A 13,711-nucleotide genomic window follows, 5' to 3' on the forward strand; every position below is an offset into this window, starting at 1 on the left:
GGCTACCTTCCGGTGTATCCAGGGGTGGTCCTGGCGGCGAACGCGGCGATGGCTGCGGCCGCGTCACGGCTGTCGCCGGTCAGCCGCAGTCCGTGGGTTTCGGCGACGAGTTGTGCGGGCAGGTCGCGATGCCACGAGTCGCGCAACAACCGGCGCATGGTGGCGAATGCCGTCGTCGGGCCTTGCGCCAGCTCGTGGGCCAGGTCGGTGGCTCGCCGGCGCAGCTCGTCGCCGGGGACGATCTCGTTGATCAAGCCCCAGTCCAGCGCCTCCTCGGCGCTGATCGGGGTGTTGCGCAAGTAGGCGGCTGCGGCCCGGCGAGCGCCGATGAGCCGGGGCAGGTGCCACGTTCCGCCACCGTCGCCCGACACCGCGAGACCCGCGAAGGCGGTGACGAAGCGGGTTCCCTCGGCAGCGACGACGAGATCGGCGGCGTAGACGTAGCCGAGTCCGCCGCCGGCCACCGCCCCGTGTGCGGCGGTGACGATCGGCACGTCGAGCCTGCTGAGAATGGCGAATGCCTCGTGGAAAGGCGTGGTCATCTCGACGAAGAGCTCACCGAAGTGTTCTCGTCCCCCGTCGAGGAAGAAGCCGATATCGCCGCCGATCGTCAAGGCGGGGCCGTCTCCACAGATCAGCACGGACCGTACCGTCGCGTCCGCGGCGATGCGGCGGGCGACGGCCAGCGTGTCTTGGGCAACCCGCAGATTTATGGCGTTGCGTTCGGCGGGCCGGTGCAGACATACCGTGGCCACCCCGCTGTCGACGCCGTAGTCGATCGTCTCCAAGCGCGACGGATCGTCAAGGGCCGCATGCCAGGCCGCGGTGTCGGTGAGCTGGTGCAGCGTCGTGATTCGTCCGTCAGGTGAGAACTCGAAGAGATGGACGAACTCGGCATCGAGCTGGTGGCCGCTGCGCCGGGCGGTTCCGCGGTAGCGCCCGATCACCATGAGGCGGCCGTCACCGAGAATCTGGAAGTCACTGGCGATGGCACGGGCGATGAAGTGCTCACCGATCCGCCACCACAGGTTGGTACGCATCGATTCCGGCCCGATATGCCGCCCGCCCATGCCCAGCGGGAGACCTTCGGCAGCGTGTCCGACGAAGTCGGGATGCAGCAGCTGATCGATCGTCCCGCGGTCACCGGTCGCCAGTGCGTCGTAGAGATTCTGGACCGCCACGACGCGGGCGTCGCGGGATACCTCGGACATGGATGCCCCTTCTTCGGGCGAGTCGAGACGCACATTATTTAATCTGCATTCAACTCGAGGACAGGCAGGTACTCAACGCTCTAGACCGCAGATTAACACAGTTTTCTATCTGCTATTAAATTCTTTCCGCGGATGCGCCGGTGGCGACTGGCTTCAGCGCCCTTCGATGTGTGCGGCAAGGCGGAACTTCTGCACCTTGCCGGTCGCGGTCGCCGGAAGCTCGTCGGCCGCGCAGAACACCACCCTCTTGGGAACCTTGAAACGGGCCAGTCCCGCGCGGCATCGCGCGATGACCTCGTCGGCGGTCAAGACGGCTCCGGGTGCGGGAACCACGACAGCGCAGCCGATTTCCCCCCAATGATCGTCGGCGAGTCCGATTACGAACACCTGGCTGATGTCCTCGAAGGAGCCGAGCAGGTCTTCGATCTCCTTGGGCATGACCAGTTCGCCGCCGCTCTTGTAGAGCTCCTTGCTACGCCCCGTGATGCGCAGGTACCCATCGGACCCCACGCAACCGATGTCACCGGAGTGCAGCCAGCCATCACGAAGCGCTGCGGCGGTGTCCGCGGGCCGGTTCCAGTACCCCAGCATCGTGGTGGGGCCCTGCGAGATGAGTTCCCCCGGCTCCCCCGGCGGTAGCCGTGCTCCGGTCAGCGGATCTGCGGTCTCGTAGCGCACCAGGGAATCGGTTTCACCGACGCCGGCCGCGCCTGCCAACTTGGGCCGGCCTACGGTGTCCGCGCAGCGGGTCAGCGGGTCCTCGGGCAAGGTCAGCGTCATCGCTCCGCCGCACTCGGTCATGCCGTATCCCGTGACGATCTCACTGACGCCGAGTTCATCTCGAATCTGCTGCCACAGCCGGATCGGCGCCGGCGCGGATCCGCACAGGGCGGCACGGAGCGAACCCAGATCGAAATCCCGGCGCGCCGGACTCTCCACCATCGCCAGCGCCATCGTCGGAACACACAGGATGTCGGTCGCGCCGTGCTCGGCAATTCCCGAGAAGTAGCCTTCCGGGCTGAACGCCGACAGCAGGACCACCGCACCTCCGGCGAACATCGCCGACAACAGACCCTCGATGTAGGCGAACATGTGATAGCTGGGTAGCGAGAACAGAATCCGCCGGCCATCCTCGTAGGCCCTGGTGAGCGCGGACGCGTAGGCGTTGCGAAGCACTGCGTCGTGGGAAGTCACGACGCCCTTGGGGAAACCTGTACTACCGGAGGTATAGAGCATGTCGGCCGGGGAACTGGGTGCGATCGGCCGCGACACATGCCTCGAACCGCGGAGGCCGTCCAGGCACGTTACGTGGGGGCGCTCATCGACACCGTCGGTCATGATCACTGAGCGCAGCGACGGGAGCGGGTCGTCGGCGCTGACCGGCCGATCGATGAACCCCGGCCGGTCCCATCCAGCGATGATCGAGTCGAGCATCGACGTGTAGTCGAGGTGGCCGAATCGGCTCATCGTCACAAGGATCCGGCACGCGGAATCGGCCAGTACATGGCGCAACTCATCTTCGCGGTAGAGATAGTTGAACGGAACCGCGATCGCCCCGAGTCGCGCGATGGCGAACTTCACCGTGACGAACTCGGCCCGGTTGGCCATCACCATCCCGACGCGGTCGCCCGGCTCGACACCGAGGCCGGCCAGACCGGACGCCAGCCGGGCGGATTCATCGGCCACCTGCCGGTAGGTCAGCGTCACATCCTCGGTGATCACGAAGGGGCGGTCGGCGAAACGCCGGGCGCAGGCATCAAGCCAGTCGGCCAGGGTCATGGGCAGCCACCGCGGGAACTGCGCCCGTAGGGCCTCCCGCCGCGGGCCGATGCCGGTGCTCACAGCTCGTCGATCCGGCCCTGCAGAATTGCATCGCGCACCGCGAATCGCTGGACCTTGCCGGTCGGTGTGACGGGGAGGTGGGTGGCGACATACCAGTGCGCCGGAACCTCATGCCGGGCCAGCCTGGTGCGCGCGTGGCTGACCAAGTCATCCTTGAGCCCCGCCGCGGCGCTCTCGGTGGTCACCACCGCCGCGACGATCTCCCCGAGACGATCGTCGGGCAACCCGACCACGACGGCATCGAGCACCGAATCGTGCTCGGCAAGGATGCGCTCGATACGCGCGGGGGCGATGTTCTCGCCGCCGCGGATGATGATCTCCTTGAGGCGTCCGGTGATCCTCAGGTAGCCGCGGTCATCCATGGTGCCGAGATCGCCGGTCCGCACGAACCCGTCCGGATCCAGCGCCGCCGCGGTGGCCTCGGGATCGTGCAGGTAACCGACGAACTGTTGGTAGCCGCGTGCGCAGATCTCCCCGACCTCACCGACGCGCGCCACCTGGCCCGTGCCGGGGTCGGTGATCTTGCAATCCACCTGCGGCAAGGGACGGCCCACCGTGTCGTGACGGTCCTCAGGGCTGTCGCCGGGCCGAGTCAGCGTCAGTACCGGTGCCAGCTCGGTCTGCCCGTAGAGGTTGTATACCTGGGCGCCGAACAGGCCGGTCGCCGCGTCGATGAGGCTGCCATCCACGGGCGCTGCCCCACCCATGATCACCGAAAGCTGCGGGGGTTCACGATCGCTGGTTCGCTGATAGTCGACCAACGCCGACAACACGGCAGGAACGTAGAACAGGACGTCGACGGCTTCGTCGCGCAATGCGTCGAGTACCGGGCCGGGTGCGAACTGCTCGACCAGCACGATGGTGCCGGCGGCCCACAACGGGCCGAGGGTGCCGATCACACAACCGGCCGTGTGAAACAAGGGCAGCGGATTCAGACACACCGGGCGATCGGGCCCGCCAACAGCCTCGAGAGTCAGTTTGGCGACGTTGACCAGTGAGTGGTGCTTGAGCACAACGCCTTTGGGCCGTCCCGTGGTGCCTGAGGTGTATTGCAGCATGGCGATCGTGTCAGAGCATGTCGGTGCATCACCGAGGACCCTGTCGGAATCTGCCGACTCGCTGCGCCACGCCGACGTCTCGGACAACGAGATGCAGCGGAGACCGGCGATCCGGGCACCAACCCGAGCGGCCACCTCGGCCATCGCATAGTCGCGATAGCTGTCGGCATGGATCAGCACCGTCGACCCGGAATGCGACACCGCGTAGAACAGGTCGTCCTCAGGCAAGGCCGGGTTGAGCGCGACGAGCACCATGCCGGCCAATGCCGCGCCGTACTGGATGATCGGCCACTCGAGCACATTGGGCGCCCACAGGGCGATGCGGCTACCCCGCTCGGCCAGCCGTGCCAATGCCGTTGCCACCCGGCATGACTCGTCGAGAACCTCGTGATAGGTCAATCTCGCCGATGTCGAAGTGCCATGGCGGACTCCGACGACGGCGACGCGCTGTGGATGGCCGCCTGCGCGGTCGGCCAGCAGTTGGCCCACCGTGAGGTCGACCAGCTCGGTGGAGCGGTCGGCCTCCCAGTACGCGCGCGCAAGGCCCCGGGTCATACCGGGTTCGTGCCCAGCTTCGCCTGGCTCATGTCACTGATCTGCGACCAGCGCTCGGTGAGTTGCTCAAGGGTGGGCGCCGTGGTGAAGGTGACGCCGTCGTTCTGGAACTGGGCGACCCGCTGCACCAGTCCGCCGCCCACGACGAACACCGAACCGGTGTCATGGTTGTGCTCGGACACGAGGTAGCCGACCGCCGGCGCGACGAGGGCGGGATCCAACTTTTCGAGAACCTCCTGCGGCGCGACGTCAGCGGTCATCCGGGTGGCTGCCAGGGGTGCGACGGCGTTGGCCGTGATGTTGTATTTGGCGCCTTCGATCGCAAGGGTGTTGATCAGCCCGACAAGCCCCGCCTTGGCCGCGCCGTAGTTGGCCTGTCCGAAATTCCCGTACAGGCCACTGGTGGACGTGGCGACGACGACCCGGCCGAAGTTCTGCTCCCGCATATGCGGCCAGGCCGCCCGGGTGATGTGATAGCCCCCGTCGAGGTGCACCTGCAACACCGCATCCCAGCTCTCCTGGGTCATTTTGTGGAAAGCACCGTCGCGCAGGATTCCTGCGTTGCTGACCACACCGTGAACGGCGCCGAACTCGGCAAGCGCGGTCTCGACGATCGCGGCGGCCCCGTCGGCGGTGGCCACCGAGGAGTAGTTGGCGACGGCCCGGCCGCCGGCCGCACGGATCTCGTCGACGACCGCGTCGGCCATCGAAGTACCCGATCCCGATCCGTCACGCGAACCGCCCAGATCGTTGACCACGACGAGCGCACCATTGGCGGCGAGGAAGCGCGCGTACTCTCGTCCGAGCCCTCCTCCGGCACCGGTGACGATGACGACCTTGTCCTGTACTCCAGCCATTACCCTCTCCCAACCCTCTCCAGCTTCTCGGTTTTCAAGCGCCGCAACGGCGTTCGCTCGACACGATCGACACGAATGACACGCAACCACCTGGCCGACCGCCGAGATTGTGGGTCAGCGCCGTGTGCGGGTCGGGCAGTTGGCGGTCCCCGGCTTCCCCGCGGAACTGCAGCCATGCTTCGTAGAGCATCCGCAGCCCACTGGCGCCGACCGGGTGCCCGAAGCTCTTCAGCCCACCGTCGGGGTTCACCGGCAACCGTCCGCCCGCGTCGAAGTCACCCCCGAGTACGTCCTTCCACGCCCGCCCTTCGTCCGAGAATCCCAGATCCTCCATCAGGACGATCTCGGTCGGTGTGAAGCAGTCGTGGACCTCGGCCAGCGACAGTTGAGCCGGGGGGTTGTCGATACCGGCCTGGGAATAGGCATCCTTGGCCGAGCGCACGACTTCCGGGAAGGTGGTGAAGTCGTAGCCGGGGTCGGTGGCGCCGCGGGCCGATCCGGCGATCAGGGACAGCGCACTGACATACATTGGGGTGTCGGTGAATTCGTGGGCCCGCTCGGCGGGGACGATGATCGCGCAGGCGGCACCGTCGGCAACACCCGAGCAGTCATAGACACCGAGGCGGCCGGCGACCTTTGGTGCCCGATCGATGGCCTCCTTGGCGACCGCCTTACGGAACTGCGCCTTGGGGTTACGAGACCCGTTGTCATGGTTCTTCCAGGCCACGTGTGTCATTGCGGCACGCATCTCGTCGGGGTGCACACCGAACCGCGCACAGTAGGCGGGATCCAGGAGCGAGAAGGCCGCCGGCGCCGTCATCGACAGCTCGGCCGCCGTCCCGTCTGCCGGCGGGTCCTGACGCAGCAGACCGGAAAAGCCGGAGTCTTTGAGCTTTTCGACACCGACCGCCATGACGATGTCGTAGGCACCCGACGCCACGGCGTAGCACGCGTTGCGGAACGCCTCCGAGCCGGAGGCACACATGTTCTCCACGCGAGTCACCGGCTTGTCGTCGCTACCCAGTGCCCGGCTCAACGTCAGCCCCGACATTCCGGAACTCAGTGTGCCCAGCCAGTACGCATCGATGTCGGCGCCGGTGAGCCCGCCGGCCGACGCCATGCACTCACGATGGGCCTCGAGGATGAGATCCTCGGTGGATGTGTCGAACCGCTCGCCGAAGTGGCTGCAGCCCATAGCGACAACGGCAACCCGCCCGGCGATTCCGTTACTGGACATCGTGGCGCACCGCCTTCCAGAAGTAGTTGTGCACACCGTCCGTGGTGAACAATTTCCGGAACGAGAAGCCGACCCGATCACCGACCTGGAGCGGGCTCGAGCCCACATCGGCCATCTCGACGGTGAAACGTCCGCCACCATCGACGTCGACAACGGCCTGCACCATCGGCGGCGACGGCGAGTAGGCAAGGCGATCGACGGTACTGGTCACCACAGTCGCACCGAGTTCAGCGACGCGAACCATGCTCATCGGTTCTGACGACCCACACGCCCGGCAGACCCTCAGTGGCGGGAGATGGACGAAACCGCAGCTTTCACAACGAGTTCCGATAAGACCGAACTTCCACTCCTGGGTCCGGGCGGACGGTGGCCCCGCTGGCTTGTCAGGTTCTGGGCGCCGGGGCGGCTCGTAGTCCACAAGTCCCCGCCACGACAGATACTTCATGTAGTCGGCGGGGATGCCATCGGCCCGCTGGACTGCAACGGAGCGCTGCTGGCGGCCTCGGTGGATCGCCGATTCGGCGCGCAACACCATTGCGTCACACCCGTCGGTCGCCGACACGACCAGGATGGTGTCGCCGGGATCGGCGACGTCGAGCGCATCGCACAGCGCGATGGCGGCGTCAGCGGCGCCGCTGTGGCCGATCGGCGAGGATCGCATCGACTTACGGCCCTTCAGTAAGGCCCCCGCATTCTTGACGATGCCGGAATTGGGGCAGGCGAGAACGACGTGGTCTGCCTCGATCACCCCGGCGGCATCCAATACCTGCTCGGTGGCGGCGCGCACGAGCGCCGAGTAACGCTGGTAGCCGAACCGTTCCTCCCACTGCCGACCGGTGACCTCGGTGGGGATTCGCCAGCGGTCGAGGAACTCGTCGGTCAGTGCGGTCGTCGCGAGAATCTCGGCGATCGGCGGACCGTCCCCGAACAGAAGTGCCGCGGCCCCGTCACCGCCGAGTTTCTCGTCCGCCGAGCCGGGGCGGCCGACGCGGACGTCGGCGCATACCGCGAGTCCGCCGCCGGCGGCCGCCGCCCGGATCGCAGCGAATCCACTACGGCCGGAACCGCACAGGTCCGCCGCGAAAACCTCGGGCGAGAGATCCAGCGCAGCGTGCACGGCCGCGGCGTTGGTCTTGTCGGCGTACGCGGGGCTGGATGTGGCGAAGTAGATCGCCGACGGGGCCACCTGACCACGAAGCGCGTCGACCGCTGCGGCCACCGCCATGGTGGTGGAGTCCTCGTCGTAGCCCGCCACGACGCGGTCCGTCTTGGCCAGGCCGATGTCGGCCCCGGCGAGCCGGAACCGCGGCAGATAGCTCGCATACGCCAGCAATCCCGCCATCACGACACTCCCTCGAAGACGGCGGCCAGGCCCTGTCCGCCACCGATACACATCGTCTCCAGCCCGAATCCACCACCGCGGCGCCGTAATTCGTGCAGCATGGTGGTCATGATCCGTACGCCGGTTGCGGCGATGGGATGACCCAACGATATTCCCGATCCGTTGACGTTGAGCCGGTCTTCGACGTCGTCCAGCTTGACGTCCAACCCGCTCAGAACCGCCAGCACCTGGACGGCGAACGCTTCGTTGATCTCGATCAGGTCCATGTCATCGATGAGGAATCGGGTTTTCGAGAAGAGCTTCTCGACCGCACCCACCGGCCCGATACCCATCCGCGACGGTTCACAGCCCACCGCAGCCCATCCTTCGAGAAATCCGATGGGCTCCAGCCCGAGATCATCGAGGCGGTCCTCGGCGACAACCAGGCACGCCGCCGCCGCATCGTTCTGCTGGCTGGAGTTCCCCGCCGTCACCGTGCCGTCGGGCACTACGGCGCGCAACCGGGCCAGCGTCTCGATGGTGGTGTCCGGGCGCACACCCTCGTCACTGTCGAAGGTGAGCGGGTCGCCACGTCGTTGGGGTACCTCGACGGGCACGATCTCGTTGTCGAACGCGCCGGCACGCTGCGCCGCGGCGGCGCGTCGGTGGCTGCGGACAGCGAACTCGTCGGCGGATTGGCGTCTGATGCCGTAGTCGCGCGCCAGATTCTCGGCGGTCTCGATCATTCCGCTGATCGGCCCGAATCGCCAACTCGGCTGTGACATTTCGCGGCCCCGGTCCAGCCGGTCGTAGAGGACCTGATTGCCCGACCTCGAACCCCATCGTGCCGTTGTGCTGTAGTGCTCGATGTTGCTCATCGATTCGGCTCCGCCCGCGATCACTACATCGGCGGCACCGGTCTGCACCGTCATCGCGGCGGTGATCACCGCTTGCAGTCCTCCACCGCAGCGCCGGTCGATCTGCAGCCCCGGCACGGTGATCGGCAGGCCTGCGTGCAGTGCCACCCACCGGCCGATGCAGGGCGCCTCGGAGTTGGCGTAGGACTGTGCGAATACGACGTCCTCGATGAGCGAGGGATCAACACCGCTGGCCGCCACGACAGCCCGCGTCACCGCGGCAGCGAGATCCTCGGCTCTGCTCGGCCGCAGCGATCCGCCGAAGGTGCCGACTGCCGTGCGCAGCGGGGCGACAATTGCGGCACGTCTCACGCCTCACCCCTCCACCGACTGGCAGACGGGTCGAGCAGCGCCGTCAAACGTTCCTCGGGCAGCCAGATGAGGGTCTCCAGTTCCAGCGCATCCAGAAAGCGGATCCGTCCTGTGTGGAGATCCTCCAGCCGCAGGCGAGGTCCGTTCGCGTCGAGGTCCACCCGTATCGAGACCTTGGCGAACTCGCTGAAGACGACGTGCGAAGTGCTCGGCAACTCCATTGCCCCGCTCACATCAGGAAACCGATGGTGGGCAGGGGCTTGTCATTGTCGACCAGGATCACCTTCTTGTAGGACAGGCGTAGACCGGCTGCGGTGTCCCGGACCCGGTAGATGATGCGCCCGCCCCACAGGTGTGTGCCCCGCGCGCGCGACTCGACCATCAGGAAGTTGGCGCCCACTTCGATGTCCACTCCCCCGAGGGGATTTGGCCGGCCGCAGAGGAACTCGATGTTGGACAACAGCCTTCGCATGTTCGAGGGGGGCGCCTGGGCATACCGCCTGCCGGTTCGAATCTGACTCAGCCGGGTGCCGATGCGGCTGCGGTTGTCATAGATGATCGACATCTCCCTGGCCGGATCCGTCTCGGATCCGTTGGCCGGAACCCAGTACAGAGCGTCGTCGGTCCACAACGCCTCCCAGGCGTCGTAGTCGTTCTCGTCGGCGTGCCGGGCTTCCCGGTACAGGAACTGCTCGACGCGATCCTTGTCCAGTGCGTCTGGCAACGGCAGGGCGTCATACACGGCGGTGCTCATGGTCAGTCCTGTTCCATCAAGCTCTTGTAGTGCGACCAGAAGGCCCGCATACCCGTCTCGTCGGTGTTGGTTCCGACGGTGAAACCGTCCTGGTCCACCTGCTCACGGTTGAGCCCCCGCCGGACGTCGAGCCACTCCGGGTCCAACGCCTGCAGACCTTGCTGATTGCGCTCGTACATCTCGGTGTCGTCGGCCAGCAGCATGCCTGCTGGTCCGACCGATGCCAGGCACTGCGACACCATTCGCTTGTTGAGGTCCGGCGCCCCGCCGAACTGCACGGCAGTCGAGTACTGGACGCACTGCTGTACCGAGACGGGTTGCAGGTTGAAAACCTGGATCTCGGCAATGAACAGATTCGGGAAGATCATCACGTGCGGAGCTCCCTCGATGAGGATCTGCTCGGCACGTTCTCCGTACCGGCTCCGCATCGCCGCAACGTAATCGGGTACGCGCGATTCGGTGGTACCGAACCAGCGCATCGGCGTGGCGAACTTGCGGAACTCCGGCCGCAGATCATTCTCGCTGTGGCCGTTCCCCAAATCGCGGGTGACCGCGCTGGAGGCGTCGCTGTAGAGCGGCCCGATCGGTGAGTTCGTGACACCGAGGATCGCACCGTGGACGAACTGCGGGTGGTAGCCGTCGGTTTCGTTCTCCACCACGAGTTTCCAGTTCGCTTCGGTCTGATGCTGGAGCCAGCCGGCATCGAGGCGAACCTCACCTTCGGGCGATAGCCGGCAGAGTCGGTCGATCTCCCCTGCTGCCGCTCCGAGGTGCTCGCGCAAGGTGGGACCGTCGTGGGCGAAGCTGCCGAAGACGAACCCTCCGTAGGAGTCCACGCGGGGAACTCGAGCCATCGGCATGTCCATCTGCCGTTGCCCGTAGCCCTTGAAGAACGGGAACCCGATCAGGTCACCGGTGTTGCGGAACGTCCAGCCGTGGAACGGGCAGCGGAACGTGCTCGAGTTCCCTTTGGCCGCATCGCAGACTTGATTGCCCCGGTGACTGCAGCGATTCAGCAGTAGGTGGATCTGCCCGTCCCGATCACGTGTCATCACGACGTCCTGCAGCCCGAGCTTCTTGCGCACGTAGTCGTTGGGCCTGGCAACCTCGCTCTCGTGGCCGACGAACACCCAGCTGCGGTACCAGATCTTGCGCAGCTCCTCAGCGAACACGGTCGGCTCGGTATACAGCGACCCGTGCACCCTGTCTCTCTGGATCAGCGCGTCGTAGCGGCTGCCGGCATCGGTTACCGGATCGACCACAGAAGTCATCGTTGCTCTCCTTCTCGGGTTCCGAACACCGGGGTTCGCTTGGCGGCGAACGCGGCGACAGCTTCGGCGAAGTCCTCGCTGTCGAAGAGATTCGCCTGCTCGTGGGCCTCTCGGTCGAGCAGGTCCAGCGGGTGCAGGGTGGGTGCGACAGCGAGCATGGACTTGATCACGCCGAGTGCTCGGGCCGGTCGTCGAGCCAGGGTGGCCGCGTCGGCAAGCGCGACCGCCATGGCGCAGCCCGGCTCGCAGACGACGTCGACCAGTCCCCACTCCAGCGCCTGGTCGGTGCTGACCGGCGTCGGCATCATGAGCAGCCGCCGAGTTCGCGCCACTCCGATACGTGCCGGCAGCGAGACATAGGTACCCATGTCTCCGGCCAAGCCGACGTTGGTGAAGGTGGGAGACAGCCGAGCGTCGCGGGCCGCGACGACCCGGTCACACGCGGCGGCCAATGCCAGTCCTGCACCGAAGGCAGGTCCCTCGACCGCGGCGACAACAGGCTTCGGGGTAGTCCAGATCGCCCGGATCACCCGCTGCGCCATGTTGATTCGGTCCAGCGCCTGCGGTGCCGGCATGCGTGCCATGGTGGCGATGTCGCCCCCGGAGCAGAACGCCCCGCCGGCGCCGGTGATGACGATCGCGCGCACCGTCGGATCCGCGTCGGCGGCCTCGAGGGCTTCGGCCAACTCCACGCGTAGCGGCAGGTCGATGGCATTGCGGACCTCGGGACGGTTGAGCGTGATGGCACGCACCGCGCCGAGATCGTCGACCAGAATCGTCATCGGCTTCCGAACCTCGGCGGGCGGCGCTCGATGACCGCACGCAGACCCTCGATGGCATCAGCGGTCCCGGACAGCTCGGAGACTGTACGCGCCTCCTCAGCCAGCCGCTGTTCCACCGATTGGCCCACCCCGCTCCAGACCAGTCGTTTGGTAGCCGAAAGCGCCTGCGCGGGAAGGCTCGCGAGTTCGCCGGCAATGTGTTCTGTTCGTGCAGAAAGACTGTCATCGTCGACGACCTCGGTCACCAGCCCGATCGCCTCGGCTTCATCGGCACTCAAGGTCGGATTGGTCAGCAGGATCCGCAGCGCCTGCCGCAATCCGACAAGCTGTGTCAACGTCACTGACGAGCCACCGTCAGGTGCCATACCGACGCGCACGGCACCGGAGAAGAACTTCGCCGACCGCGCAGCGACCACGATGTCGGAACTGCAGACCAGGCCAAGTCCGCCCCCGCCTGCAGCGAAACCTTGTACGGCTGTGATCACCGGAGCGCGCAGTTGGATGAGCGCAGCCGTCGCCAGTTGCAACCAGGCCGTGGCCTCGCGCAGATAGTCCGGCAGATCAGCGCCTTTGGATTCGAAGGTCTTGACGTCGCCGCCGGCGCAGAAGTTGCGCCCCTCCCCCGTCAGCACGACGACGCGCACCGAAGGATCAGCGTGACAGGACAGGATTGCTTCGTGTAGCGCCTTGAGAAGTTCCACGTTGAGGCCGTTTGACGCCTCCGGTCGGTTCAACCGGAGTCGGGCGATGCCGTCGTCGATGTCCAAGGTCACCGGGGCCTCGACAGAAGTCTTCACGTACGTACCTCTCTGTTCTGGAACGCGGCGACACCACTGGTTCCGGCTTGCCCTGCGATGTGATCGACCACGGCCGCCAGCTCGGCATCCAGGGCCGCCGACAGCGGCCCGTCGAGTCCGCAACGCACGAGTCGTGTGATCGTGGTGACGGCCTCGCGGCTGCGCGCGGCGAGACGCTCGACGAATGTCAGGACGCCGTCGTCGAATTCCGTGGGCGCAAAGGCGCGATAGGCCAAGCCCAGTCGCACCGCGTCGAGACCGGAGATCCGATCACCGGACAACAACAAACCCAGCGCCTGCTGGCGTCCGACCAGGCGGGGCAACCGTGCCGTGCTCCCGCCACCAGGGATCATCCCGAAGTTGATGTGATTGTCGGCGATGCGGGCGTCGTCGCTGACCACCACGATGTCGGCGGCCTGCATGAGCTCGAATCCGCCCGCGGCGGCCACCCCCTCTACGGCGGCGATCACCGGGACCTCGACGCCCGCGATGGCGTCACAGCCCTCGCGGAAGGACACGAACAGCTCGGTCAGCGCTGCGGGACCCTCGGCGCGAAGTCGTTGCACCTCTTCGAAGTCGCCGCCGGCGCAGAAGTTTCCGCCGCTGCCCCGAATCACGATCACGTTCACCTCTGGATCCGAGCCGAGGGACTCGATGGCGTCCCGCAGTGCGCGTGCCAGATCGACGGTGATGGCGTTCATCCGATCCGGTCGGTTCAGGGTGATCGACCCGACGTGACCATCGAGCGACGTCGTGACGCTCATCTGGGTCTCCTCAACAGCCGGATATGGACAAAT

General features: G+C 66.4%; 13 protein-coding genes. All 13 read right to left on the reverse strand.

Features of this window, described 5'->3' with window-relative positions; all coding sequences use genetic code 11:
• Positions 1–2: 2 nt before the first annotated feature.
• Positions 3–1,211, reverse strand: a complete 1,209-nt coding sequence (locus tag HBE64_RS16625; protein WP_167104411.1) for an enoyl-CoA hydratase-related protein — start codon at positions 1,209–1,211, stop codon at positions 3–5.
• A 153-nt stretch (positions 1,212–1,364) separates the two neighbouring features.
• Positions 1,365–2,990 (reverse strand): class I adenylate-forming enzyme family protein, encoded by a 1,626-nt coding sequence (locus HBE64_RS16630; RefSeq protein ID WP_167109319.1) that lies wholly within the window; start codon positions 2,988–2,990, stop codon positions 1,365–1,367.
• Positions 2,991–3,049: 59 nt separating this feature from the next.
• Positions 3,050–4,666 carry a class I adenylate-forming enzyme family protein gene (locus tag HBE64_RS16635; RefSeq protein ID WP_167104415.1) on the reverse strand — a complete coding sequence of 539 codons (1,617 nt, stop codon included), beginning with the start codon at positions 4,664–4,666 and terminating at the stop codon, positions 3,050–3,052.
• Entirely contained in the window at positions 4,663–5,523 is an 861-nt protein-coding gene (locus HBE64_RS16640; protein WP_167104418.1) for an SDR family oxidoreductase, read from the reverse strand. The genes HBE64_RS16635 and HBE64_RS16640 overlap by 4 nt, the downstream gene beginning before the upstream one ends.
• Positions 5,524–5,557: 34 nt before the next feature.
• A complete protein-coding gene (locus tag HBE64_RS16645) occupies positions 5,558–6,760 on the reverse strand; it encodes an acetyl-CoA acetyltransferase (RefSeq protein ID WP_167104421.1) in 1,203 nt (400 codons plus the stop codon).
• Positions 6,750–8,105, reverse strand: a complete 1,356-nt coding sequence (locus HBE64_RS16650; RefSeq protein WP_243841349.1) for a zinc ribbon domain-containing protein — start codon at positions 8,103–8,105, stop codon at positions 6,750–6,752. The genes HBE64_RS16645 and HBE64_RS16650 overlap by 11 nt, the downstream gene beginning before the upstream one ends.
• Positions 8,102–9,310, reverse strand: a complete 1,209-nt coding sequence (locus tag HBE64_RS16655; protein WP_167104427.1) for an acetyl-CoA C-acetyltransferase — start codon at positions 9,308–9,310, stop codon at positions 8,102–8,104. The genes HBE64_RS16650 and HBE64_RS16655 overlap by 4 nt, the downstream gene beginning before the upstream one ends.
• Positions 9,307–9,531 (reverse strand): hypothetical protein, encoded by a 225-nt coding sequence (locus tag HBE64_RS16660; RefSeq protein WP_167104430.1) that lies wholly within the window; start codon positions 9,529–9,531, stop codon positions 9,307–9,309. Before HBE64_RS16660 ends, HBE64_RS16655 begins: the two co-directional genes overlap by 4 nt.
• An 8-nt stretch (positions 9,532–9,539) precedes the next feature.
• Positions 9,540–10,064, reverse strand: a complete 525-nt coding sequence (locus HBE64_RS16665; RefSeq protein ID WP_167104433.1) for an aromatic-ring-hydroxylating dioxygenase subunit beta — start codon at positions 10,062–10,064, stop codon at positions 9,540–9,542.
• A 2-nt stretch (positions 10,065–10,066) separates the two neighbouring features.
• On the reverse strand, positions 10,067–11,335 hold the full coding sequence (locus tag HBE64_RS16670) for a Rieske 2Fe-2S domain-containing protein (protein ID WP_167104437.1): 1,269 nt from the start codon (positions 11,333–11,335) through the stop codon (positions 10,067–10,069).
• Positions 11,332–12,117: an enoyl-CoA hydratase/isomerase family protein gene (locus HBE64_RS16675; protein ID WP_167104440.1), complete on the reverse strand. Its 786-nt coding sequence runs from the start codon at positions 12,115–12,117 to the stop codon at positions 11,332–11,334. Before HBE64_RS16675 ends, HBE64_RS16670 begins: the two co-directional genes overlap by 4 nt.
• Positions 12,114–12,914 (reverse strand): enoyl-CoA hydratase/isomerase family protein, encoded by an 801-nt coding sequence (locus tag HBE64_RS16680; RefSeq protein ID WP_167104443.1) that lies wholly within the window; start codon positions 12,912–12,914, stop codon positions 12,114–12,116. Before HBE64_RS16680 ends, HBE64_RS16675 begins: the two co-directional genes overlap by 4 nt.
• Positions 12,911–13,678, reverse strand: coding sequence for an enoyl-CoA hydratase/isomerase family protein (locus HBE64_RS16685; protein ID WP_167104446.1), 768 nt, complete (start codon positions 13,676–13,678; stop codon positions 12,911–12,913). The genes HBE64_RS16680 and HBE64_RS16685 overlap by 4 nt, the downstream gene beginning before the upstream one ends.
• Positions 13,679–13,711 lie beyond the last annotated feature (33 nt).

The sequence above is a fragment of the Mycobacterium sp. DL592 genome, assembly GCF_011694515.1.
In the GTDB taxonomy this organism is placed as follows: Bacteria; Actinomycetota; Actinomycetes; order Mycobacteriales; family Mycobacteriaceae; genus Mycobacterium.

Bases quoted from the DNA above. Each gene is read 5' to 3' on its own strand.
- HBE64_RS16625 (WP_167104411.1), bottom strand. From the start codon at position 1,211: ATGTCCGAGGTATCCCGCGACGCCCGCGTCGTGGCGGTCCAGAATCTC.
- HBE64_RS16630 (WP_167109319.1), bottom strand. From the start codon at position 2,990: ATGACCCTGGCCGACTGGCTTGATGCCTGCGCCCGGCGTTTCGCCGAC.
- HBE64_RS16635 (WP_167104415.1), bottom strand. From the start codon at position 4,666: ATGACCCGGGGCCTTGCGCGCGCGTACTGGGAGGCCGACCGCTCCACC.
- HBE64_RS16640 (WP_167104418.1), bottom strand. From the start codon at position 5,523: ATGGCTGGAGTACAGGACAAGGTCGTCATCGTCACCGGTGCCGGAGGA.
- HBE64_RS16645 (WP_167104421.1), bottom strand. From the start codon at position 6,760: ATGTCCAGTAACGGAATCGCCGGGCGGGTTGCCGTTGTCGCTATGGGC.
- HBE64_RS16660 (WP_167104430.1), bottom strand. From the start codon at position 9,531: ATGGAGTTGCCGAGCACTTCGCACGTCGTCTTCAGCGAGTTCGCCAAG.
- HBE64_RS16665 (WP_167104433.1), bottom strand. From the start codon at position 10,064: ATGAGCACCGCCGTGTATGACGCCCTGCCGTTGCCAGACGCACTGGAC.
- HBE64_RS16670 (WP_167104437.1), bottom strand. From the start codon at position 11,335: ATGACTTCTGTGGTCGATCCGGTAACCGATGCCGGCAGCCGCTACGAC.
- HBE64_RS16675 (WP_167104440.1), bottom strand. From the start codon at position 12,117: ATGACGATTCTGGTCGACGATCTCGGCGCGGTGCGTGCCATCACGCTC.
- HBE64_RS16685 (WP_167104446.1), bottom strand. From the start codon at position 13,678: ATGAGCGTCACGACGTCGCTCGATGGTCACGTCGGGTCGATCACCCTG.